Source organism: Mycobacterium sp. (assembly GCF_965229105.1).
GTDB lineage: Bacteria > Actinomycetota > Actinomycetes > Mycobacteriales > Mycobacteriaceae > Mycobacterium.
The window spans coordinates 6255179-6277515 of the sequence record NZ_OZ245858.1; the positions used below are offsets into that span (position 1 = coordinate 6255179).

Consider the following 22337-nt stretch of genomic DNA (forward strand, 5'->3'; position numbering starts at 1 on the left):
AAACTTGACACGTGTAAAGTTTCGCCGCATGGACAATATTCGCGGTAAGACCATCGCCATCACCGGTGCCGCTCGCGGTATCGGATACGCCACGGCGAAAGCACTGCTGGCGCGTGGTGCACGTGTGGTCATCGGCGACCGCGACGTCGCGGTTCTCGAATCCGCGGTGGCCAGTCTGGGCAGGTCAGGCATGGTATCGGGGCATCCCCTCGATGTCACCGACCGAGAATCCTTCGAGACGTTCCTGGACAAGGCTCGTACCGATGGGGACGGCCACATCGACGTGTTGATCAACAACGCCGGCGTGATGCCCGTCGGACCGTTCCTCGACATGTCCGAAGGCGCGATCCGCAGTTCGATCGAGGTCAATGTCTACGGTGTGCTCACCGGTTGCCAGCTGGTGCTTCCGGAGATGGTGCGACGCAGGCGCGGGCACATCATCAACATCGCCTCGATGGCAGGCATGGTCGCTGTCCCCGGTCAGGTGGTCTACGCAGGCAGTAAGTTCGCCGTCGTCGGGCTGTCCACCGCGTTGGCCGACGAGTTCGAGCCACAGGGTGTCAACGTCACAACCATCATGCCCACCTTCACCAACACCGAGCTGATCTCCGGCACCGAAACCACCTCCGCCACCAAACCGGTGCAGCCAGAGGACATCGCCGCCGGGATCGTCAAGGCGCTCGACAACCCCAAGCGCACCCACCTTTCGGTGCCGGGACCGTTGCGGTTCACCGCCTCGCTGACCGGGATGCTGCCGCCCCGGGCGCGCCGCTACCTGAACAAGAAGATGGGTACCGACCGGGTTTTCCTGACGTTCGACCGGGCCGAGCGCAAGCAGTACGAAGACCGTGCGCAGGCCGCGCAGGGTGTGCTGGAGGATTCGCAGGGTTAAGCCCGGCGGCCAGATTCCTGGCAGCACTAGCTCCCCAGCGCGTCATCACATGATGACGCCGCACAGTCGCACACCCCCGCTGAGCGTCGTAGCTGTCTTACATTTTGTAGTACGCTTCTCTGATGGCTGACACCATTACTTTCCGACCTGACGAGGACGCCTCGCGAGCGCTTGCGGCACTAACCAGCGATGGAACGCCGGTATCTGCAGCTGTCCGGGCAGCCCTCATCGACGCGGCTCGGCTCAAGGCTGCCGCACGTCTCCGCGCCGAAGCGGAGGAATTAGCAGCTGACGAAGCGGACCGCGCCGAGTCCGCGCAGGTGCTTCGCGATATGGAGACCCTGCGTGCGTGGTGAGGTGCATCGGTTGAACGCCCCGCGAGGTGTTCGCGGCCGCGAACAGTCTGGCACCCGATTTGCCGTGGTTGTTCAATCCGACGATCTACCACTGTCAACGTGGCTGGTCGCTCCCACATCGACTTCAGCACGTCACGCGAGCTTCAGGCCGGAGGTCGAGATCGAAGGCCGCACAACCAAAGTCCTTGCCGAACAGACTTCGGCGGTTGACCCTGCCCGCCTCGGCCCGAGCGTGGGCTATCTCAGTCGGGACGAGATCCGTCGAGTTGACGCCGCGCTTCGTCTCGTCCTTCAGCTATAGCAGTGCGCCGCTAGCCCTGCCAGCCCAATCGCATGATCCGGGCCAGATCGTGGCGCGAGGTGGCTCCGACCCGTTGACAGGCGCGCAGGATATGGCCCTCGACGGTGCGCACCGAGCACACCAGCCGATCGGCAATATCCTTGTTGGACAACCCGGCTGCCACCATCTCGGCCACCTCGCGCTGACGGCCCGTCAGCGGTGTCGGCGATACCGGACTGCGGGTCGCCGGAGTACACAACCCGCCACATTCGGCGACCAACTGGCTGGCCACCGACCCCGCGAAGAGTCCACGGTTGCGCTGCTGGCCGCCGGTGAAGGCCACCGCCGCCTGCGCAGCCGCATCGGCTGCGGTGGCCCGGTCGCCGATCACCCGATACGCCTCCGACGCCGCGAGCAGGCCCTCCCCGTCGCTGGCCAGGAGTGACTCGGCATGTCCGGCAACCGCATTGGCCAAAGCCAGATCCAGCTCGCCGGCCAGCTCCCTGGCCCTGGCAGCCACCACCGGCAGCACATCCGGTACCCCCCACTGCGCTGCGGCCTGCAGACAGGCCAGCTCATGGGTGGGCTGGCCACGATGCCGCGCGATCTTCGCCTCGTCGAGCACCGTCGCGGTCGCCTCGGCCAACGAACCGTTGGCCGCCTGCACCCAACCGGTCGCCAGCGCCAGACCGGTCTGCATGAACAGCGCCTCCGGTTTCACCCGTGCCCGGGCCTGCACCAGCATGTCCGTCGCGGCTTCCGATTCCCCCAGCTTGGCGTGCGCCTCGGCCAGGGCGAACGTACAGGCAGGGCCCAAACCCGTTGTCACGCCGTGATTTTCGGCGCCGGCCAGAGCCTCATGTAGCTTCTTGACCGCGGCAGGAAGATCGCCGCGCATCAGCTCGGCCACGCCGGTGAGGAAGACCAGGTTCGCGTACGCCAGCCCCGGCATATCCTCAGCCAACGCCGAGAGCCGGGCAGCGGCCGAGTGGCACTGCTCGATCCGGCCGGTCAGCCGGCAGGCGCGCGCATAGACTCCGCCGAACCAGAACCGCATATGTGATGCCTCATAGGACGTACTGGCCCGGTCCAGCGCGGCGAGAGCCACCTGCCCGATATCGTCGGCGTGTCCCAGCGCGCCGCACGCCATCAGTAGCGCCACCGAGGCCAACATCGCGTCGAGGTCCGAGAGCGCATCGGATGCCAGTGCGGCCCTTGCCTTTCGCTCAGCATCATCGCAGCGGGCAAAGAAGGCATCAACACACGCTTCGACCGCGTAGCGGACGGCGCGTTGCTCATCGGTTTCCGCGCCCTGGGCCAGGGCCGCCAGATTCTCGGCGGCTTCGGCGGGCCGCCCGAGCATCCAGACCAGGTTCGCCGCCCGCAGGCACACCCACCGGTGCCGTTCGGCGACCTCCCCGCTGTCGGTCAGCCCGCGCAGCAGTTCCTCTGCCTGCTCACCAGCACCGGCCAGGAATCGGTTGACGGCCAGGGTCTTCACCGCATCGGTGGACCCGGCGGCGGCCGCCGCTGTGGCGAACCGTTCGGCCAGGTCGAGGTCGAGCAATGTCATCGTGTGCCGTGCCGCGTCCAGATACAGGTCAGCGTCGGGTGGCAAATTCGATTCCAGCGTCAGAAGGGCCCGGCGGACAGTGGTCTGCGGGTCGTGATCGGCGTCCTGGCCCATCCGCTGCGCCAGGCTGCCGCGCACCTTCGACAGGTACAGCTCGCCGACATTCGCGCGGCGCAGTTCCCCGAACAACGGGTGTGCCAGGCGGGCGGCGAGGGCGGAGCCGGTGCGCTCGACGGTCACCAGATGCATCTGTTCGGCGCTCTCCAGGTGCTCCCTGCCCACCAGATCGCACAGCACATCGACATCGAGCGGCTCGCACTGCGACAGGGTGTCCACCACCACCGCCAGCTCCGGCGGTAACCGGTCGAGCTGGTTGCCGACCAGATCGCTCATCGACTGCGAGACAGCCACATCACCGTCCCATAGCCACACCCCGGCGACCTGCCGCATCCGGCCCGCCGCCACCTGATCGTTGAGCAGCTGTCGGAGAAATAGCGCATTTCCGCCGGTGAGACGCCAGAACCGTTGCGAACTACGAGCATCGACGGGACCCTCCAGCACGCTTTCCACCATCGCCATGGTGGACTCCGGCGCCAGTGGTTCCAGATCGAGTCGAGCCAGCAGCCCGTCCTTCCAGAGCGCTTTGACCGCGTCCGGCTCCTGCCCGCCGGTGCGAACCGTCACGACCAGACGCGCCTCCCTGGTCTGGGCAAGTTGGTGCACGACATGCGCGGAGAACCCGTCGAGCAGATGGGCGTCGTCGATACCGATCAGCATCCGGCCCTGACGTTGCTGTGCGACAAGCGCATTGATCACCCGCCGGACCGTCGGCGCCGGTTCCGCCGCTCCCCGCTCAGGCCAGCCCTCCCCGATCGACGCGGTGAACGCACCGAGGGGGATGGGACGCGCGGACGCCGTCCCGACGATCCAGTTCGTCTTGGTCCCTGCCGCGGCGGCCTGGGCCAGCAACTCACGAGCCAGCCGGGTTTTGCCGACTCCAGCCGCCCCCGCGATCACCACACCCGAGTAGTTGCCGACCCCACTGAGCGCCCGGCGTAAGGTCGCCAGTTCTACATCCCGCCCCATCAGCGCATTCCCGCTGGTCACGGGCCGATCATAACGTGATCCAGCTCACTGGGCGGCGCTATAGCCGACTAGGTGGTGATCGTGGCAGCGGTCGAGAACTCCGAGGTGTCGCCGGTTGCACTGGTGGCGGTGACGGTGATGAACCCGCCGGTGGCGACCCAGTCGGGGGCGGTGATGGTGACATCGCTCTGCCCCTGCAGTCCGGTCACCGTATCCACCAGCTGTTGTCCCTGAACCGGGCCGACCGCTGGGCTGGGTGTGTAGAACACCTGCACCGTGTACAGGCCGGAGTTCGGCGGTTTGACGGTGAAAGTCACCGTGAGGTTGGTGCCGTCCAGAACTGCGGACTGCAGCTCCGGCGCCGGCTGGCCGTTGTTGCCTCCGGACTGCAGATGGATACCCAAGCCGTTCGTGCCGCCGTTGCCGTAGATGGAGTTCGACAGAATCTGGTTACCGGTACCCGTACTGACCACCACACCGTCGGAAGCGTTGTTGATGATGACGTTGTTCTCGATCAACGCGTCGGTGGTTCCGTTGAGCTGAACTCCGTTGGCGCCGTTGCCGCTGATCGCGAAATCCGTGATCGCCGAGGCTGTTGATTGTCCGATGACGACGCCGCTGTCGGTGAAGTTCGCGATCAGGCCGCCCCCGGTGAAGGTGGCGGTCACGCCATCCCCAATGGACAGGCCCTTGTCGGCGGAGTAGCCGAGATTGCCTGCCAGAGCGACATAATGGGGCGCGACGACGGTAGCCGTGCCGCTCGTTGTGAGAGTGAGTCCGCCAAGCGGGTTGGTCACGCCGATGTCGCCGTCGAGCGTGGCCGTCTTGCCTGCGCCGGGTGTCAGAGTGAGCTGGTAGCCGCGGCCGGATTCAGAGTCGATGCGGTCACTGAAGGTGATGTCGCCACCTGCCACACTGACCGGCCCCACCAGGGTGGCCGCGCCGCCCGCCGTGAACGACCCGTCGGTCACCGAGTACAAGCCGTTGAGAGACACGGCGTCGCCGTAGGTCTGGCTGCCGGTGGTCGCCACCGACGCGGATTTGGTTGCCCCACCCGCGTCGGTCGTCAGACTGGCCAGTTCCCCCAGACTCCCCACCTCACGCACGAATGTCGTTGTGCCACCTGTATTTACCGTCAAAGCAGCGGCACCGGCGGCGGCACCGGCACCGGCACCGGCATCGACGGTGCCGGCGAAGGTCACGTCCCCGCTGCCGGCTTTGACGACGGTACTGCCGAGCAGGGTCGTCACACCGCCGACGGCGAAGTCACCGCCGTCGGTGGTGTAGGTACCGGCCAGATTCGCAGCCTGCCGGTAGGTCTGGGAGCCGGTCGTGGTCACCGACTGCAGCGACACCGTCGCCTGTGCCCCGGTAGGCCGCAGCCAGATGACTTGGTCCGCGATGTCGAACATGACATCGAAGTCGTTGTACAGGTTGAGTCCGGTGTTGACGTTCTGAATGCCGCCGGGCTCGCCCTGCTGATAGTTGACGAGGTTGACCGATCCGTTGTCGCCGGCGACGAATGTCCAGGTCAGCGGCTCACGACCCATCGCGGTCGGGAACTCCGCGATGAAGGTTGTGCCCGACTTCAACTGCCCGTTGTCGTTATAAGGATCTCCGCCCAGCCCTTTGATTCGTACTCCCGTCGACGGCGCGCCGCTGTCGATCAGGGACGGCAGGGTGGAATCGACCCCTATTTGTTGTGCCGGCTGATCCCCCTGCTGGGCAGAGTAGCTGGGCGAGAAGCCAAACCAACTCAGCACCGGATAGCCGGACACCGGGTAGGTTCCGCCGCCCGTCGCCGGCGTCACCGGGACGGCATAGGTGAACTGATCACGCAGGGCATCGGTGACACCGACGGTCAGCTGCGGTTGGACACCGATCGGTCCGAGTTGCACCAGGAATCCACTGGAGAGGTTCCCGGGAAGCTGAAATAGCGGGTTTGCCAAAGGATCTGCCAAACCGGGGACCGTCAGCGTGTTGAACGACGCTCCGAAATCGCCGAAGAAGTGATCTTCGACCGGCGGGGCGTCGGGGTTGGTGAAGTCAAAGATAGTGCTCGTATTGGCATTTCCACCAGTGAGGATGGCGGCGATCTGGATAGGGCCGGTGGACACCGTATGCGAGCCCTGGCCGAGGGTGATGGCGGTGTTGGCGACGACGCCGTTGTAGTAGTTGCCCGACGAATAGCCCTCGGAGACCCCGGTGGACGTCAGCGGCGTGTCTTTCCAGAACGCCGAGTTGTAACCGGCGAAGAACGCAACCCCGCCGGTGTCGAATTCGTAGAGTTGTGACGGATTATTGCCAATGGCCACGTCGATGCCGTACTTGACCTGCGCTTGGCCGGAGGTGCTGAACTCTGGAAGGTAGTGCAGCGGAATGGTTACCGTGTCGGCGGACTGCTGGATGACCAGCGGGGCGATGCCCTGGGTGAGCAGACTGGCCAGCGGAGTCATCCCGCCGACAGCCGCCTCAAATGTGGTCGTGCCCAACGCCGTCACACTCAGCGACTCTTTGCCCGCTCTCGCCGCGTCCACCGTGCCGCCGAACGTGACATTCTGGTTGCCAGCCTCGACGGAGACGTCGTTGGCAAGGATCACCGGTGCGTCGATCTCCACGCCTTGCATGCCTCGCACGGCATCGCGCAGTGTCAGGGTGTCGCCGTTGCTCACCGCCAAGGTCACCGTGCCGAGCACGGACGCACCGGCGCCGAACCGGACGGCGTCGATCTGGGCTGTGGTCAGGTTCCCCACCATCTGCCCGGAGGCCAGGACGACGCCGGCGCATCCCGCGTTGCCAGGATTGCCCACCGCGACCGTCGTCTGAGCGCCCGTGGTGAATACGGTGGCGCGGAAGAATGAGGGATCACCCGATATCTCTAGCGAGGAGCCGTTCTGACGGACGTAGGCGACGCTGCCGGTGTTGACCGCGATGGTGAGGGAATTGCCGACCTGGCTGGCCGTGACGCCCTCCGGCACGAAGAACAGCGTGCGGCGGATCAGCACCAACGCTCCGGTGACGATGTCCGATATCGGGTTGGCCGGGAAGGAGGACAACCCGGTGAAGGCCGAGTTGAACAGATGGTTGACGGCTGCGGTGAATGCCTGGTCGGGCGAAGTGGCCGTCGCGCCCCAGCACACCACGCAGCCGGCGTTACCGATTGACGACGCGGTGGATGCGCCCGACGCTGATAAGGCCCGCGGCGCAAATTGCGCCGACCGGGCCTGCGCCCGGGCCGCTGACCGGAGGTCAGCGGTGTCCGCCGGTGCGGCGGCGGTGACTCGCCGGGCCACCACCTCCGCGGGTGCGCTCAGTCGCGAGCGCGGTTGAGTGGCCGCACCGGAGGGGACTCGTCTACCCGTCGCCGACGCGCGCGAACGTTGGGCGGTCGCCGTTGTGCGGGCCTGCGCGCCGCGGGCAGCGCTGCTGGCAGACTGCGCCTTGCCATGCTGGGCCGCCGGACCCGTTGACGCGGCGGATGAGTCGGTATCGGGGGAATCGGCCGCGGCTACCGCAAGCTGCGGCCCGGCGAAGGTCATTCCCAACAAAAACGCGGCCGCTCCGGCCCGAGCGACATGATTCGCCACTAGCCCACTCTCCCTCGGGTTCCGACCCCGTATCGACACGTGAAGCGTAACGACACTTGCCGGTCCGATCAGTGGATTCGCAGCCGAATTTCTCATCGGGTGTCCGAGCGCCGCGCTTTTCGACGTCCCGCCGTGAGCGGCGGGCTCGCATACGTCGAAGACCTTTAGATCAGCTGGTGCGATAGCCCCGCAGCCCTCGGCCGGCGAAGCGTCACGATGCGGGTACGGCAAGCCAGTGGGTAGTTCCTTCGATGATATCGATTGTCAGCGTGGGCAATTCGGCACCGGGACCATCATGGGTGCCCGTATCCTGAACGGCACTCCGCCGGTGTCGACCTAGCGCACGGATTCCCTTCTGCTGGTGAACAGTTCGACGAGCAGGTGAATACGGGCGGAGGCGTAGTCAGGGCGCAGCCGGTCGGCACGGCCGAGGGTGACCAGTCCGTGCAACGCGGCGAACAACACCTCGCTGAGCGTCTCGGCATCCTGGTCGTCGGCGACCAGGCTGACTGCTTGGCGCAGTTCACTGAACGCCGCCGTCAGCTGAGGCGGTGTGTCCTGGGCAGCGAAGCGCAACGTCGTCGCGCGGGTGAACATGGCGTCGTACACCGCCGGGTTGTCACGAGCAAAGTCGAGATAGGCGTGGGCAATCCGGGTCAGGACATCGCCGGTCTCACCGGGCTCGCTGCGGGCGGCCCGAGTCGCCTCGCCGAGCTCCACGAACCCGTCGAGGGCAACCGCATCAGCAATGCGGTCCATGCCGGCGAAGTGTTTGTACAAGACAGGCTGGCTGTATTCGATTTCGGTGGACAACCGCCGGGTGGTGACGGCATCCCAGCCCTCGGCCTCGGCCAGTCTGCGAGCCCTGTCGATGATCAGCCGGCGGCGGGCAGCCCGCTCACGCTCACGTCGATCCTCGATGGCCATGCCCGAAGGCTATCACTGCTAGATGTGTTAGCGCTGCTATTGACACGTTCCAGGGCTCGGAGTTAGCGTTGCTAGCACCTAACCCCGAAGGGAACCCGCCATGAACCTCAACCTGCTCACCCATGCCGCCGCCCCGATCTCGGTGATGGGCCAGCGTGCATCGATATGGGGACCGGCCGATGCCGGCGCCAGGGGTGCTCGGGACAACAGCCGGTGTGCTAACCGTGGCGCTGGCTGTGGTGGCCACATTGCTGAATGGACTTGCGTTGCAAGCACAGTGGGGCCGGATCATCGGCGCCCGCGCGCTGCTACAAGCCTGGCGGTGACCGGCTCGTGCGTGTCCCTGACGATCTGACGCGCCCCACCCCAGGCCCGCACTCGCCCAAATCAACGAATCAGGAAGCAGCATAAGATGTTTCAGCTCAGGATCTACACCCTTCGATCGCCAGACGCTCTGCAGCGTTATGCAACCGTGCACTGGGCCCGGCACCTGGCAACCTTCGCCACGTTCGGGATTACCACCCACGGCGTATGGACCGAACAGGATGGCGGCGCGCATCGACTCGTCGCCCTGGTCCGCTACCCACCCGGCGTCGACCCCGAAGAGATCACCCGGGAGGTCATGGCCAGCCCGGGATTCGCCGCCGACATGGCCGGTTTCGATTTCGCCGAGATCATCGACGTACAGGCCGTCCTGCTAGATCCGACGCCGTTCTCCCCAATCCACTAACGAACCTGGAGTGCGCGATCTGACCATCACCACAATCGATTACGGCCCGCTGGACTCATCGCCGCGGCACCATCGCGGCTCGATCGACCGCACGTGATCAACCTCTTCGGAATCGGCGGCGGTCCATGGACGATCGGACCCAACGGCACGATTGGGTCTGGGGATGGAGATACCACCACCCCGCGTCCGTGCGTCGTCTAATAGGTGCACCGCCCGATCTCAGCGACCGAGTTCGCGCCCGGCGTGGCAGCGGGCAACTCCACCGCCTACGGGGTCTCCCAGCAGATACTGGCGGACCCGCCACGAACGCTCCGCCGATGAACTTGGACCGGTGCACGGCCATGAATGCCATCCTCGACACGTTGGCCCATCGATCGATAGACGCACTCGCACCTGATCGCGCACGCCTGGAACCCGACCCGGCGGCGAGTATCGCTCCGCAACGTCCACCGGCCGACCACGCTCACCGCAGTCTAGTGACCTAGCGAGCTAGACCCGTCAAGCAACGTCGAGGTTTGGGCGCGATAACCCACGCCACAGGACGCGGTTAATCTCGTTGGCGATGCGCACCGCACCTTCCGGGGAGCCGGGGGTGAGCCATCGGTGAGACCCTAGCGTCATGCCGATGTAGCCCAGCGCAAGAACATGCGAATCGCAACTTCGGAACTCCTCAACGGCGACTCCGCGATCGATCACATCGCGAATCTGTTCGTAGACAAAGGCTTCCGCACGACGAATCTCGTCAACCTGGTCTTTAGTGAACCACTCACCGATGTAGGGGCTCTCCTGAAAGTACACGGCAGCACCGTCGGGATCGGCGGCAATGACCTGTAACAAATTGACGGTGCAGCGCTGTAATACCAACCGGGGAGCAGAGTTCGGGTCGGACCGCACCGCTGACATCGTCGCCGATGCGACCTGCCCGTAGATGTCGAAGAGCAACAGTGACTTGCGGGCGTAGTAGTAATAGAGCGTCGCCTTGTTGAGGCCAGCGGAGTCTGCGAGGTCGTCCATGCTGGTGCCGTGAAAACCGCGCACGGCAAACATTTTCCTTGCCGTGCAGAGGATATGTTCTCGCCGTTGCCGACCGACCGAAGTGAGCGGCCGTGAGATCGCCACGGCGAAATCGGGTTTGCTCATCAAGGGCAAGACCTAGAGGTCACTCAGATAACTTCGCAAGAATTGCACTTAACATAAAAAATGATCGTGACCACGGTCAGCTCAACGCCTGATCCAGATCCGCCAGCACGTCGTCGGTGCTCTCGAGGCCGACCGAAATGCGCACCACACCGTCACCGAGGCCGATCGCGGCCCTGCCCTCCGGGCCCATCGCCCGATGGGTGGTGGTGGCCGGGTGGGTGATCAAGGACTTGGCATCGCCGAGGTTGTTCGAGATGTCGATGAGCCGCAATTTGTCGAGCACCTCGAACGCCCGCTGCTTACCGCCGCCGTCGGGGGCGTCGAGATCGAACGTCACGACGGTGCCACCCCCGGACATCTGCCGCTTGGCCAGGTCGTACTGCGGGTGCGACGGCAAATACGGGTAACGCGCCCACCGCACCGATGGGTGGTTCTCCAGGAACTCCGCCACTTTCAGGGCAGAGGCAGTGCTGTAGTTGACCCGCACCGCCAGCGTCTCCAGACCCTTGAGCAGTGTCCAGGCGTTGAACGCGCTCATCGCCGGACCCGTGTGTCGCATCAGCGTCTGCACCGGCCCTTCGATGTACTCCTTGGTACCGAGGATCGCCCCGCCGAGCACCCGACCCTGCCCGTCGATGTGTTTGGTGCCCGAGTAGACGACGACATCGGCACCGAGCGGCATGCCCTGCTGTAGTAGTGGCGTGGCAAAGACGTTGTCCAGCACCACTTTCGCGCCGGCGGCGTGCGCCAGTTCGCTGACCGCGGCGATATCCACCAGCGATTGCATGGGATTGGACGGGGTCTCGAAGAACACCGCCTGGGTGGGCTTGCTCAGGGCCGCTTCCCACTGGGTCAGGTCTTCACCATCGACGAAGACGGTCTCCACACCCCAGCGCGGCAGGATCTCGTTGCACACCACAAAGCATGAGCCGAACAGACTGCGGGCGGCCACCAACCGGTCCCCGGCCTTGAGCAGGGCACCCAATGCGGTGAACACCGCGGCCATCCCCGATGCGGTCGCGAACGCCGCCGGGGCGTCCTCGATGAGGCGCAGTCGCTCCTCGAACATCGAAATGGTCGGGTTGCCGTAGCGCGAATACACGTAGCGGTCGATATCGCCGGTGAAGGCCTTCTCGGCGTCAGCGGCCGAAGAGTAGACGTACCCCGAGGTCAGATACATCGCCTCGGCGGTTTCCTCGAAGCCTGAGCGCAACAGCCCGCCGCGCACACCGATGGTCGCCTGGCTGACACCGTCGGGCAGCGGCTTGGGGACCCGAACCGACGGCTTGCCCTCGGCGTTGGTGTCGGTCATGACTGCTTCCAGGGCAGACCGATGGCCCGCCACCCCGTGGCGCCGCGGTGACCGCTCTCATCGAGGTTGCCCTCGAACCCGTCGAGCACGTTGTAGGACGGTGCGATACCCGCTGCCGTGGCCGCTTCGGCAGCACCGATGGATCGGTTACCGGAGCGGCACAGAAAGATCACCGGCCGCTCGCCCGCATCATCGTCGGCTGCGACGCCAGCACTGGTCAGGTCGGCGACGAAGTTCTCATTGCGTCGGCCGTCGGTGCTGTTCCATTCGATGTAGACGACTTCACGGTCAAGGCTGGCCAGATCCGCCACCCCCACAAAGCGCCATTCCGCTTCGGTGCGACAGTCCACAAGTACCGCAGCGGGATTGTCGCTGAGCAACTTCCATGCCTGTTCTGGCGTGATATCTCCGGCGTAACTCACGTCCGCATAGTCGCACACCTAGAGCGCGCCGGGCGAACAGACCTTCCATGCCCCATCCTCGCGGACAAACGTCATCGGGGTGTCGATCTTGATGTCCTTGGCCTTGTCGAAGTGGTACACCACGGTGCCCGTCGCATGGTCGCCGTCGATGGCCACCCCGGTCACGCCGTCGACGTACCGCGCGCCCCGGCCGGCGAGCGAATCTCGTTGTCTGGCAGCCATCTCAGCCTCGGTCCCGACGACCGCAGCACAGGTGTACTGCTGCAGATCGGTGTAATTCTGCCGTTGCAGCGCGTCGTTCTGAGCCACTGCGGCCCTGGCGACCCGATCCGTCTCCGCCATGCCGTCGTCGCTGGTGAGCGCAAAAATACCGATACCGATCAGGACGACGACAATGATCACCAACGCCGCCAGGAACGGCAGCGGGCTGGAGCCGTCGGAGTCCTCGGAGCGGCCGATCACTGTTCCTTCCCTGCCGGCCACACGCTGCGCAGCGCGGTCGAAGCCTGCCGCACCCGGTCCCGCGCGGTCGTCACATCGGGCGCTGTCGCCAGCGCCAACCCCAGCCGTCGACGCAACACACTGAACCCGGACCGAAAAACGGTGCGGTGGGCGAACACGCGGATATCGGTTTCCGGCACCCGCAGCGCCTCGGCCAACGCGTCCTGCAGCGCCGCTTCGGTGTGCCCGGCCTCGGCACCGCCGTAAATCACCTCGGCCGCACCGGGCGAGATCATGATGGTGTCCACCGGCAGGCCAAGGATGGCCCTGGCATGCAACTCGAACACACTGAGCCGCTGCGACCGCAGTGTCACCAGGCCGGTATCTCTCGGGTGCCCCTGGATATCCGAGAAATAGACCTCGTCCCCACGGACCAGAAGCTCCACCCCGAACACCCCTCGGCCTCCGAGTGCGTTGACGATCCGCGCCGCGATCGAGCGGGCCGCGTCCAACGCCGCCTGGCTCATCTGCTGCGGTTGCCACGACTCGAGAACAAGTTCACCTGTGAAGCCCTCAACCCGCCGGTGCCCGATGGGTTCGCAGAAGTGCAGTCCCCCCTGCGGATCGTTGGTGCGGACCGTCAGCAGGGTGACCTCGTAGTCGATCTCGACGACCGTCTCGGCCAGCACGCGGTTGTGGGTGAGCCCCCCTGCAGATATCGCCAGGTCCCAGGCCGGCTGCACGTCATCGGGTCGCAGCAGCACCGACTGTCCCTCGCCGGGTAGCGCCACCAGCGGCTTGACCACCAAGGGGAAACCGGCATGCTCGGAGATCGCCGTCAGCTCGTCGACCGAACCGGCGAACCAGAACGGCGCGGTCGGCAATCCCAGCTCATCGGCAGCGAGCCTGCGCAACCCCTCCCGGTCCAGGGTGAGTCGAGCGCTGCGGGGGCTTGGCACCACCTCGGTCGCACCGCTGTCGGCGGCCGCGGCCAAGGCATCGGCGGCCACCGAATCCGTTGCGGGCACCACATAATCCGGGGCCAGCCGAGTGATCAGCGCGGCCACCTCGTCGGGGTCGGTCAGCTGCGCCACCGCGGTCTCGTCGGCCACGCCGTGCGCCGGGGCGTCCGCGGACGCGTCGACGGCGATCACCTCGGCGCCGAGGCGCTGAAACGCGGTGACCAGTTCACGACCCAGTTCACCCGCGCCGAGCAGCATCACCCGCGGGCCGCGCCGGGGCGATTCCTGCGGCTCGGCCTCATTGTCGGGCTCGTCGGCAGCGATCTCGGCGGACTCCGTCGTGTCCTCGTCGGTCATGCACTCAGCTCCAGGTCGACATAGCACCAGCGCCAGCCCTCACCAGGCTCTATCGAACGCATCACGGGATGGTCGGTCTCGTGGAAATGGGCGGTGGCGTGCCGGTGCGGACTGGAATCGCAGCAGCCGACATGACCGCAGGTCAGACACATCCGCAGGTGCGCCCAGCTGGATTCGCCGATCTCCGCGCACTCCTGGCAGCCGGGGCTGCGTTGCGCGGGTTCGTCCGCGCCGACGGCCGCGCTGAGATGTTCACAGCCGATTACCGGGGCGGGCGAGACCTTCCGCTGCCGTGTGCGCCTCAACGTGGGCACCTGGTGCGGGAATCCTGCATGCTGCTCACGAGGTTGCGTCCATCGACAGACATCTGTCCAAGGATAGGTGCCGTCCCGACCCAAGCCCCGAGGGAGGTTTGACCGCGTGAATGCCGAGCTGTTGGCCGTGTTGGTGGCCGCTGTCCTGTTATCGGCGTTGGCCCGACGGTTCAATCTGTCCTCGCCGCTGGCGCTGGTGGTGGCAGGACTGCTCGTGGGACTCATACCCGGGGTGCCCGCGGTCGCCCTGGAGCCGGACCTGGTGCTGTTCGTCGTCCTGCCGCCCCTGCTGTGGTCGGCGGGTCTGGAGAGCTCGTATCTGAATATGCGGCGCAATATCCGGGCGATCGGACTGTTGGCCGTCGGGCTGCCACTGGCGACGACGTTCGCGGTGGGCTTCGTCGCGTTCCACACCGTGCCGGATCTGACCGTGGCCGGGGCATTGACCCTCGGCGCAATCGTCGCGCCACCCGATGCGGTCTCGGCGACGGCGATCGGCCGCAGGCTCGGCCTACCGCGGCGGATGATGACGCTGCTCGGCGGCGAGAGTCTGCTCAACGACGCCACCGCGCTGACCGCCTACAAGGTGGCGCTGGCGGCGGCGATCGGCGCCGCCTCGAGCTGGGGGCACGGCCTGGCCACCTTCGGACTGGCCGTCGTCGGGGGCGTCGCGGTAGGCGGTGTGCTCGGCAAGCTCATCGTCTACATCCGGGCCCGGCTCGATGACCCGCTGGTGGAGAGCGCGATCGGGTTGGTGGCGCCGTTCATCATCTACCTGCTCGCCGAGGAGATCCACGGTTCCGGCGTGCTCGCCGTGGTGGTGGCGGCGCTGTTCCTCGGGCAGCGTTCCACGCGGGCGGGTTATGCCACCCGGTTGCAGGACGACGCGGTTTGGCGGGCCCTGCAGCTGGTACTGGAATCGTTCGCGTTTCTGCTGATCGGATTGCAGCTACCCAAGGTGGTCAGCGAGCTCAAAGGGATTTCGTTCTCGGTGCTCGCGATCTCGTCGGTTGCCGTCCTGGCGACGGTGATCGTGGTCCGGATCGTCTGGCTGTTCTTGTTCGCCTACCTGCCGCGACTGATGTTCGCCCACATCAGGGAACGCGAACCAGCACCCACCGCCGCGCAGGTGTTCGTGATCGGCTGGGCCGGGATGCGGGGGGTGGTGTCACTGGCCGCCGCGTTCGCGGTGCCGATGACGACGCTGTCCGGGGCGCCGTTTTCGGGACGACCGCATCTGGTTTTCCTGACCTTCGTGGTGGTGATCGGCACGCTGCTACTGCACGGCCTGACGTTGCCGTTGTTGATCCGCAAGCTCGGGATCCGGGGCGATGAGGCCCATACCGATGTGGTCAGGGCCGCCGCGGCGCAGACCAGGGCAGGTAACGCGGCGGCCAGCCGGCTCGACGAACTGATCGCCGCGCAGAAGGAAACCGGCCAGCCCACCGACGTGTACGACCGTGCCGCGGAAGTGTTGCGCCGCTGGAACACTCGCCGCGGTGACGCCGCCTGGGAACAGTTGGGTCGGGCCGAGGACGATATCGGCGAGAGCCCGGCGACAGTGTTCCGCAAACTGCGACTGGAGATGTTGGCCGCCGAACGGGAAGTGCTCATCAAGGAGCGCGACGAAGAACGCATCGACGATGAGGTGTTGCGGTCGCTATTACACGGCCTCGATCTCGAAGAGGCCACGCTGAACCGGGACTAGTCGAACCGACTCCATCGAGTCAGCACTCAGAGCGAGTATTTTCCGTATTTATCGCGCTGAGTTCTGACTCGATCGCTATCGGGACTAAACCACGCCCAACTCTTTTTCGAACGTCCGCATCGCCGCGGTAAGAGCCGCGAACACCCGGTGCGCGGCGGCTAAATCGGCATCAGGCAGATCAGCCAGGGCGTCGCTGGTGTGCTCGCCCAGCGGAGTGAAAAATGCTCGCGCGACGGCCATGCCGTGATCGTCGTAGCGCAGGATCACCTTGCGGCGGTCGGCTGGATCGGATTCCCGACGGATGTGGCCGGAGGAGATCATCCGCTCCACCAGGTAGGTGATGGCCGCCCCGGACACCCCCATCCGCCTGCGGAGTTCACCGGAGGTCAGCGGCGCGCCAGCACTGTCGGCCACCATGATGTGCACCAGCGCGCGGAAATCGTTGGTACCCAAATCGTGGAGACCTGCAAAGACCCGGCCGATCTGTTCGGACTCAGCAGATAACGCGCGAACGTCGGCGGTGATCAGCGCCTCCAGCCCAACGCGGTCGGTCATGTGGTCGAGCATATCGGCTCGCACGCGGATTATTCACTTGATTAATAGTTAAGCATTTGAAATATTAGAGGCATGAGCTGGAACCGACTCGCCACTGTCGTGAGCGCACCGCGCTCCTGGGTGCTGGCGCTACTCGTCACCCTGGCATCCGGACTACTGATTGCGCTGATCGGCAGCGACGCCTCAGCACAACAGTCACCGGTGTCACTACCGCCGTCTGCGGACTCGGCCAAGGCTGCCGCACAGCTCAAGACGTTTCCCGGCGGCGACCGCGCCCCCGCCATCCTCGTGGTCACGCGCACAGACGGCGCGGCGCTGACCCCTGCCGACCGGGCGGCCGCGCAGGATGCCTTCACCCGGATGGCGGCCACCGCACAGGCACCGCCGGGTGCACCGTTGGTGGTGTCCACCGACGGGCAGGCAGCGCTGGCCGCTGTGCCCATGCGCTCTGACCTGTCGGGCTTTGCGCTCAACGACGCCGTCACCGCACTGCGCGACGCGGCGACTCAGGGCCTGCCCGGCGATCTGCGCGCCGAGGTGACGGGCGGCCCAGCGTTTGGTGCCGATATCGCCAACGCCTTCGCGGGCGCGAATGTGACGCTGCTCGCGGTAACCGCGGCGGTGGTGGCATTGCTGCTGATCCTGACCTACCGCTCCCCCGTGCTGTGGCTGGTGCCGCTGACGGTGATCGCATTCGCCGATCGCGTCGGCGCCGCGGTGGGTGGTCCCATCGCGACCGCGGCGGGTCTGACGGCCGACGGATCCACCGCCGGTATCACCAGCGTGCTGGTATTTGGCGCGGGCACCAACTACGCATTGCTGCTCATCTCGCGCTATCGCGAAGAGCTGCACCATAATTCGGACCATCGGGCGGCATTGCGCAGTGCGGTGCTGGCCGCGGGCCCGGCAATCGTGGCCAGTAACGCCACCGTCGTGCTCGCATTGCTCACGCTGCTGTTCGCCTCATCGCCGAGCACCCGCAGCCTTGGCCTGCAGGCCGCTTCGGGACTGCTTGTCGCAGCACTGTTTTCGCTACTGGTCCTGCCCCCGCTGCTCGCCCTGTGTGGCACCCGGCTGTTTTGGCCGTTCATCCCCCGCCAGGGCACGGCGGATCTGACCGAGAGCGGGGCATGGCATCGCATCGCCGCCGGTGTCGCCCGCAGACCGGGCCGGGTGTTGATCGCGTCCTTCGCGGTGCTGGCCGTGTTGGCGTGCGGCTTGTTCGGCGCACACATCGGGTTATCGCAGACCGAGCAGTTCCGCGTGAAAGCCGAATCGGTCACCGGATTCGACACTCTCTCTGCCCATTTCCCCAGCGGGCTGACCGACCCGGCACATGTCATCGGCGCCAGCTCCCAGGCTCCGCAGCTGACCCAGGCCATCAAGGCAACCCCCGGGGTGGTGTCGGCCACCCCCGCCGGGGACAACGGCGCCGGTCTGACGCAATGGTCGGTCGTCATCAAGGATGCCCCCGCCAGTGATGGCGCCTTCGAAACGATTGCTGGGCTTCGCGATTCGGTACAGCAGGTGGATCCGGCCGCACTAGTGGGAGGCTCGGACGCGCAGGCTCTCGATGCCCGCGACGGCGCGGCGCGCGATCGGTTGATCATCGTCCCGGCGATCCTGGTGGTGGTGCTGGTCGTGCTCTTCATCCTGTTACGCGCCGTGATCGCACCGCTGGTCTTGGTGGGTGTCACGGTGCTGAGCGCGCTTGCCGCCCTCGGGCTGGGTGACTGGGTCAGTCAGCACCTGTTCGGTTTCCCCGCCATGGACAACAGCACACCGCTGTTCGCGTTCCTGTTCCTGGTGGCCCTCGGCGTCGACTACACGATCTTCCTGGTCACCCGGGCGCGGGAGGAAACCCGTGAGCACGGCACGACCGGCGGCATCATCCGGGCCGTTTCGGCCACCGGAGCCGTGATCACCAGCGCCGGTATTGTGCTGGCCGCGGTGTTCTGTGTGCTCGGTGTGCTCCCGCTGATCGTCCTCACGCAGCTCGGCATCATTGTCGGTCTCGGCATCCTGCTCGACACGTTCCTGGTGCGGACGGTCGTCATCCCGGCGCTGTTCACCATGATCGGGCCGCGGATCTGGTGGCCCGCCACGGTCGAGACGCCGGCGGGCCGGCACCGAGGCTAACGTGTGAGGCGTGGTGAATGTGCGGGCAGATCGCGATATGTGCATCGGCGCCGGGATGTGCGTGATGACCGCGGAGGCCGTTTTCGACCAGGACGATGACGGCCTGGTGGTGGTGCTCACCGACGAGATTCCCGACGATGAGCTCAAGCGGGTCAGCGACGCCGTCCGGTTGTGTCCGTCGGGGGCACTAAGTTTGGCGGACTGACTCCGGGTCGTCATGGTGTGGGAGGTCGATGACGCCGGCCCGGACCAGCACCAGCAGACTGACCACCAGTACCCAGATCGGGAAGGCCAGCGCGATCCACATGCTGATATCGCTGACGATCAGCAGCCCGATGGCCGACGCGTAGGTCACCAGCACCAGCCAGCGCGGCATCAGCCCGGTCCGTAGCCAGATGGTGGCCAGCGACATCATGAACACCGCGCCCATTCGCAGCGCATACGTCTTGGTCAGGGCCAGCAGCGTCATCCGGCCGAAGGTAGCCACCGCGGAGGTGTGGTCCCCGTCAATGACGCCAGCGCTGGCGACCAGCCCGGCACCGACCGCTGACGCAGCGAAGATCATCGCCAGGAACAACAGACCGCTGCCGATGAACACCGTCGAGAAGAACTTGTCCTCGAACGTGCCGAACCCGTCGCGCACGACGCCGATGAACCACAGAAAGCTGATCCCGGCGAACGGCATCAGGATCGTCGAGATCTTGATCCTGGTGCTGCCGACGTCGAGCCACTGCGATCCGGGCGCAGCGCCCTCAGGGAGCGCCGTACGAATCAGGATCAGCGCCGTCGCGAACAGGACCGCGAACAACACACCCGCGAACGCGGCCGCCCTGGGCGTGGTGAGTCTGCGCACATGCCGGTCCGCGCCGTCGGGGGTCACGACGCCATGGTCGCAGGCTTACGGCTGACCGGGCAGTAGGCGCACCATCAAGCCGTTGCTTTCGGCCAGCAGCGTGCCCTCGGGGTCACGCAACTCGGCGTTGACGAACGCCTTGCGTCCCTCCGCTTCGCGGATCCAGCCGGTGGCGGTCAATTCGGTGTCGATCGGCGTGACGTTGCGGTAGTCGACATGCAAAAACGCGGTCCGGCTGATCGGCCGGCCCGCGGCGTGGATGACCATGCCGAAGACGGAATCGAACAGCAGCGGCAGTACACCGCCGTGCACCGCGTTGTTACCCCCGACGTGATAACGACTGAACTGCACGCGCAGCGCCACACCGTCGGCCTCGAACTTATCGACAAACCATGGCGGCATCAGCAAGCTGCCCGCACCGGGCAGACTGGGGACCCGGTTGGCCGGACCGATACCTTCAGCGACTTCGAACGGATCCAACTCGGCGACAAGCTCTTCGACGCGGTCCGCGGCATCGGTCCAGACGTCCTGGGTGGGATCTGTCGACACGGCAAGGTCCTGCAACCGCCGCATGGCCGCCAGGAACCGGCCGAAACCCGGTCCGGGGTCCGCCGCCTCGAAAACCGGGAAGCCGCCGTGCCGGTCGTATTCGGGGTCGACGCGACGCGGGTCGAGGCCGTAATCGGTCACGTAGATGGGGCCAGGATGTCACGGCGCACGATGGTCTGATCGCGGCCAGGACCCACTCCGATACACGAAACATGTGCGCCGGCAAGCTCTTCGAGCCGCAGCACATAGTCGCGCGCCTTGGCAGGCAGCTCGTCGAAGGTGCGGCACGCGCTGATGTCTTCCCACCAACCAGGCAGCTCTTCATAGATCGGTTGGGCGCGGGTGATGTCGCTCTGGGTCATCGGCATCTCGTCGGTGCGCTTACCGTCGACCGAGTAACCGACACAGATCGGCACCGTCTCCAGGGAAGACAACACGTCGAGCTTGGTCAGGAAGTAGTCGGTGATGCCGTTCACCCGGGTCGCGTAGCGGGCAATGACAGCATCGAACCAGCCGCAGCGCCGGGCCCGGCCGGTGGTCACGCCGACTTCACCGCCGGTCTTGGACAGGTACGCGCCGAACTCGTCGAACAGCTCAGTTGGGAACGGACCGGAACCCACCCGCGTGGTGTACGCCTTGAGGATCCCAAGGACCGTGGTGATCCGGGTCGGCCCGATTCCCGATCCGACGGACGCCCCGCCTGCGGTCGGATTCGACGACGTCACGAAGGGGTAGGTGCCGTGGTCGACGTCGAGCAGCGTGCCCTGGGAGCCCTCCAGCAGCACCGTCTCACCCTTTTCGAGGGCGGTGTTGAGCAGCAGCCGGGCGTCGGCGATCCGGTGCTTGAAACCCTCGGCCTGGGCCAGCAGGGTCTGCAGCACCTCGTCGGGGTCGAGCGCCTTGCGGTTGTAGATCTTGACCAGCACCTGGTTTTTGAACTCCAGGGCGCCCTGGATCTTCTCCGCGAGCAACTTCTCGTCCAGCACGTCAGCGACCCGGATGCCGATGCGGGCGACCTTGTCCTGGTAGCAGGGGCCGATACCGCGACCGGTGGTGCCGATCTTCTTGCTGCCCGCGTAGCGCTCCACCACCTTGTCGATGGCGACGTGGTACGGCATCAACAGGTGCGCATCGGCCGAGATGAGCAGCCCGGAGGTGTCGACCTGCCGGTCCTCCAGCCCCTTCAACTCGGTCAGCAGCACCCCTGGGTCGACGACCACGCCGTTGCCGATCACGTTGGTCACCCCGGGCGTCAGAATGCCCGACGGGATGAGGTGCAACGCGAAATTCTCCCCATTTGGGAGCACAACAGTGTGACCGGCGTTGTTACCGCCTTGATAGCGCACAACCCACTGCACGCGTCCACCGAGTAGATCGGTGGCCTTACCTTTTCCCTCGTCGCCCCATTGGGCGCCGATCAGGACGATTGCCGGCATGGCATCTCCGCTTCGATCTGCGCTTAATTTGTATCCAGCCGGTGAGCTACCTTATCCGACCTAGACCTTCCCGGTAGCCAAGGAGCTGCAGTGACCATGGCAGATCCCCGCGCGGACGTCGTCGTGTTGCGGTTCGGCGCCCGCCGGCTGGCCCGCGCGCTGGCCGGACTACCTGTCGTTGCGGTCACCGATCCGGCCGAGATAGATGCCGCCGCCGCGACCGCCGGGCGGGTGATCGTGGTGGGTACCGATGCCGACTTGGCCACGGTGCTGACGCGGTTGCTGCGCACTGACCGCCTCGGCGTCGAAGTGGCCCACCTGCGCCGACGGGTGGGTGCGCGCAGAGCGCGAACCGGTACCGCACAACGGATTCCGTTGATCCGCGACGAGACCGCGCAGGTGCTCGTCGGTGCCGCGTACTGGCGGCCCCCCGATGAGGCGGCCACGATCGAAGGCGAGGGTGTCGTCGATGACACCGTCCTGTTCGACGGTGCGGTCACCGGTGTCCGGATCGAGCCGATCCCGACGGTGCCGGGGCTACGGGCGAGGGTGTTGACGTCCCGGCTGCGCCCGAAACGGTGGGTGACCGGCCGAGCCGCACAGTTGGGCACCACCGGCGCGTTGGTGGTGCGTGACGGGGTCACGGGACCGCGCGCGGTGCGCCGCTCGACGTTCTACCGGCATACCGAGGGCTGGCTGCGCGTCTCCTGAGGGGTGA

General features: G+C 66.0%; 22 protein-coding genes. 9 read left to right on the top strand and 13 right to left on the bottom strand.

Translation table 11 applies throughout. The annotated features are described in order from the left end of the window. Window positions 1-28: 28 nt before the first annotated feature. From ADBZ9O_RS29590 to ADBZ9O_RS29600, 3 genes are all read left to right on the top strand, one after another. Window positions 29-892, top strand: a complete 864-nt coding sequence (locus ADBZ9O_RS29590) for an SDR family NAD(P)-dependent oxidoreductase (protein WP_526526946.1) — start codon at window positions 29-31, stop codon at window positions 890-892. Between the two features lie 122 nt (window positions 893-1014). Next, window positions 1015-1248, top strand: a complete 234-nt coding sequence (locus tag ADBZ9O_RS29595; protein ID WP_526526948.1) for a hypothetical protein — start codon at window positions 1015-1017, stop codon at window positions 1246-1248. Window position 1249: 1 nt separating this feature from the next. Further along, a complete protein-coding gene (locus tag ADBZ9O_RS29600; RefSeq protein WP_526533650.1) occupies window positions 1250-1549 on the top strand; it encodes a type II toxin-antitoxin system PemK/MazF family toxin in 300 nt (99 codons plus the stop codon). 10 nt (window positions 1550-1559) lie between these two features. Here the strand turns inward: ADBZ9O_RS29600 and ADBZ9O_RS29605 are convergent, their stop codons facing one another. From ADBZ9O_RS29605 to ADBZ9O_RS29615, 3 genes are all read right to left on the bottom strand, one after another. Next, window positions 1560-4208 carry a helix-turn-helix transcriptional regulator gene (locus tag ADBZ9O_RS29605; protein ID WP_526526950.1) on the bottom strand — a complete coding sequence of 883 codons (2649 nt, stop codon included), beginning with the start codon at window positions 4206-4208 and terminating at the stop codon, window positions 1560-1562. 47 nt (window positions 4209-4255) lie between these two features. Continuing rightward, the gene (locus tag ADBZ9O_RS29610) at window positions 4256-7774 is read right to left on the bottom strand and encodes a beta strand repeat-containing protein (RefSeq protein WP_526526952.1); all 3519 of its coding nucleotides are present in this window, start codon (window positions 7772-7774) and stop codon (window positions 4256-4258) included. 336 nt (window positions 7775-8110) lie between these two features. Beyond that, on the bottom strand, window positions 8111-8701 hold the full coding sequence (locus tag ADBZ9O_RS29615) for a TetR/AcrR family transcriptional regulator (protein WP_526526954.1): 591 nt from the start codon (window positions 8699-8701) through the stop codon (window positions 8111-8113). Between the two features lie 179 nt (window positions 8702-8880). Between ADBZ9O_RS29615 and ADBZ9O_RS29620 the strand changes: the two genes are divergently transcribed. Together ADBZ9O_RS29620 and ADBZ9O_RS29625 are read left to right on the top strand one after the other, a co-directional pair. Continuing rightward, a complete protein-coding gene (locus tag ADBZ9O_RS29620) occupies window positions 8881-9027 on the top strand; it encodes a hypothetical protein (RefSeq protein WP_526526955.1) in 147 nt (48 codons plus the stop codon). Between the two features lie 86 nt (window positions 9028-9113). Beyond that, window positions 9114-9431, top strand: coding sequence for an NIPSNAP family protein (locus tag ADBZ9O_RS29625; RefSeq protein ID WP_526526957.1), 318 nt, complete (start codon window positions 9114-9116; stop codon window positions 9429-9431). A 498-nt stretch (window positions 9432-9929) separates the two neighbouring features. Here ADBZ9O_RS29625 and ADBZ9O_RS29630 read toward each other — a convergent pair whose 3' ends face one another. The 6 genes from ADBZ9O_RS29630 to ADBZ9O_RS29655 all read right to left on the bottom strand — a co-directional run bounded on the left by ADBZ9O_RS29630 (window position 9930) and on the right by ADBZ9O_RS29655 (window position 14370). Next, window positions 9930-10571 carry a TetR/AcrR family transcriptional regulator gene (locus ADBZ9O_RS29630; RefSeq protein WP_526526959.1) on the bottom strand — a complete coding sequence of 214 codons (642 nt, stop codon included), beginning with the start codon at window positions 10569-10571 and terminating at the stop codon, window positions 9930-9932. Window positions 10572-10647: 76 nt separating this feature from the next. Further along, window positions 10648-11883, bottom strand: coding sequence for an O-succinylhomoserine sulfhydrylase (locus ADBZ9O_RS29635; protein WP_526526961.1), 1236 nt, complete (start codon window positions 11881-11883; stop codon window positions 10648-10650). Further along, window positions 11880-12305 carry a rhodanese-like domain-containing protein gene (locus ADBZ9O_RS29640; protein WP_526526963.1) on the bottom strand — a complete coding sequence of 142 codons (426 nt, stop codon included), beginning with the start codon at window positions 12303-12305 and terminating at the stop codon, window positions 11880-11882. The genes ADBZ9O_RS29635 and ADBZ9O_RS29640 overlap by 4 nt, the downstream gene beginning before the upstream one ends. Before the next feature lie 18 nt (window positions 12306-12323). Beyond that, window positions 12324-12764 (bottom strand): Rv0361 family membrane protein, encoded by a 441-nt coding sequence (locus ADBZ9O_RS29645; RefSeq protein ID WP_526533652.1) that lies wholly within the window; start codon window positions 12762-12764, stop codon window positions 12324-12326. Then, the gene (gene purT / locus ADBZ9O_RS29650) at window positions 12764-14065 is read right to left on the bottom strand and encodes a formate-dependent phosphoribosylglycinamide formyltransferase (protein ID WP_526526964.1); all 1302 of its coding nucleotides are present in this window, start codon (window positions 14063-14065) and stop codon (window positions 12764-12766) included. The genes ADBZ9O_RS29645 and purT overlap by 1 nt, the downstream gene beginning before the upstream one ends. Beyond that, a complete protein-coding gene (locus tag ADBZ9O_RS29655) occupies window positions 14062-14370 on the bottom strand; it encodes a UBP-type zinc finger domain-containing protein (protein WP_526526965.1) in 309 nt (102 codons plus the stop codon). Before ADBZ9O_RS29655 ends, purT begins: the two co-directional genes overlap by 4 nt. 115 nt (window positions 14371-14485) lie before the next feature. Here ADBZ9O_RS29655 and ADBZ9O_RS29660 point away from each other — a divergent pair, with 115 nt between their 5' ends. After that, window positions 14486-16087, top strand: coding sequence for a Na+/H+ antiporter (locus ADBZ9O_RS29660; RefSeq protein WP_526526967.1), 1602 nt, complete (start codon window positions 14486-14488; stop codon window positions 16085-16087). 84 nt (window positions 16088-16171) lie between these two features. On the opposite strand, the gene ADBZ9O_RS29665 is transcribed toward ADBZ9O_RS29660, so the two are convergent. Further along, window positions 16172-16642 carry a MarR family winged helix-turn-helix transcriptional regulator gene (locus ADBZ9O_RS29665; protein WP_526526969.1) on the bottom strand — a complete coding sequence of 157 codons (471 nt, stop codon included), beginning with the start codon at window positions 16640-16642 and terminating at the stop codon, window positions 16172-16174. A 72-nt stretch (window positions 16643-16714) separates the two neighbouring features. Between ADBZ9O_RS29665 and ADBZ9O_RS29670 the strand changes: the two genes are divergently transcribed. Beyond that, entirely contained in the window at window positions 16715-18781 is a 2067-nt protein-coding gene (locus ADBZ9O_RS29670; RefSeq protein ID WP_526526971.1) for an MMPL family transporter, read from the top strand. A gap of 13 nt (window positions 18782-18794) precedes the next feature. Continuing rightward, window positions 18795-18986 (top strand): ferredoxin, encoded by a 192-nt coding sequence (locus ADBZ9O_RS29675; protein ID WP_526533654.1) that lies wholly within the window; start codon window positions 18795-18797, stop codon window positions 18984-18986. On the opposite strand, the gene ADBZ9O_RS29680 is transcribed toward ADBZ9O_RS29675, so the two are convergent. From ADBZ9O_RS29680 to ADBZ9O_RS29690, 3 genes are read right to left on the bottom strand one after another with little or no spacing between them, the layout of a single operon-like run. Then, window positions 18969-19661 carry a hypothetical protein gene (locus ADBZ9O_RS29680; RefSeq protein WP_526526973.1) on the bottom strand — a complete coding sequence of 231 codons (693 nt, stop codon included), beginning with the start codon at window positions 19659-19661 and terminating at the stop codon, window positions 18969-18971. The two genes, ADBZ9O_RS29675 and ADBZ9O_RS29680, sit on opposite strands and share 18 nt — an antisense overlap. 18 nt (window positions 19662-19679) lie before the next feature. Further along, complete coding sequence (locus tag ADBZ9O_RS29685) at window positions 19680-20324, bottom strand: PaaI family thioesterase (RefSeq protein ID WP_526526975.1); 645 nt, start codon at window positions 20322-20324, stop codon at window positions 19680-19682. Then, entirely contained in the window at window positions 20321-21619 is a 1299-nt protein-coding gene (locus ADBZ9O_RS29690) for an adenylosuccinate synthase (protein WP_526526976.1), read from the bottom strand. The genes ADBZ9O_RS29685 and ADBZ9O_RS29690 overlap by 4 nt, the downstream gene beginning before the upstream one ends. Window positions 21620-21715: 96 nt before the next feature. Here ADBZ9O_RS29690 and ADBZ9O_RS29695 point away from each other — a divergent pair, with 96 nt between their 5' ends. Next, entirely contained in the window at window positions 21716-22330 is a 615-nt protein-coding gene (locus tag ADBZ9O_RS29695) for a peptidase M50 (RefSeq protein WP_526526978.1), read from the top strand. Window positions 22331-22337: the final 7 nt, after the last annotated feature.

Bases quoted from the DNA above. Each gene is read 5' to 3' on its own strand.
- ADBZ9O_RS29590 (WP_526526946.1), top strand. From the start codon at position 29: ATGGACAATATTCGCGGTAAGACCATCGCCATCACCGGTGCCGCTCGC.
- ADBZ9O_RS29595 (WP_526526948.1), top strand. From the start codon at position 1,015: ATGGCTGACACCATTACTTTCCGACCTGACGAGGACGCCTCGCGAGCG.
- ADBZ9O_RS29615 (WP_526526954.1), bottom strand. From the start codon at position 8,701: ATGGCCATCGAGGATCGACGTGAGCGTGAGCGGGCTGCCCGCCGCCGG.
- ADBZ9O_RS29620 (WP_526526955.1), top strand. From the start codon at position 8,881: ATGCCGGCGCCAGGGGTGCTCGGGACAACAGCCGGTGTGCTAACCGTG.
- ADBZ9O_RS29625 (WP_526526957.1), top strand. From the start codon at position 9,114: ATGTTTCAGCTCAGGATCTACACCCTTCGATCGCCAGACGCTCTGCAG.
- ADBZ9O_RS29630 (WP_526526959.1), bottom strand. From the start codon at position 10,571: ATGAGCAAACCCGATTTCGCCGTGGCGATCTCACGGCCGCTCACTTCG.
- ADBZ9O_RS29635 (WP_526526961.1), bottom strand. From the start codon at position 11,883: ATGACCGACACCAACGCCGAGGGCAAGCCGTCGGTTCGGGTCCCCAAG.
- purT (WP_526526964.1), bottom strand. From the start codon at position 14,065: ATGACCGACGAGGACACGACGGAGTCCGCCGAGATCGCTGCCGACGAG.
- ADBZ9O_RS29665 (WP_526526969.1), bottom strand. From the start codon at position 16,642: ATGACCGACCGCGTTGGGCTGGAGGCGCTGATCACCGCCGACGTTCGC.
- ADBZ9O_RS29670 (WP_526526971.1), top strand. From the start codon at position 16,715: ATGAGCTGGAACCGACTCGCCACTGTCGTGAGCGCACCGCGCTCCTGG.
- ADBZ9O_RS29690 (WP_526526976.1), bottom strand. From the start codon at position 21,619: ATGCCGGCAATCGTCCTGATCGGCGCCCAATGGGGCGACGAGGGAAAA.
- ADBZ9O_RS29695 (WP_526526978.1), top strand. From the start codon at position 21,716: ATGGCAGATCCCCGCGCGGACGTCGTCGTGTTGCGGTTCGGCGCCCGC.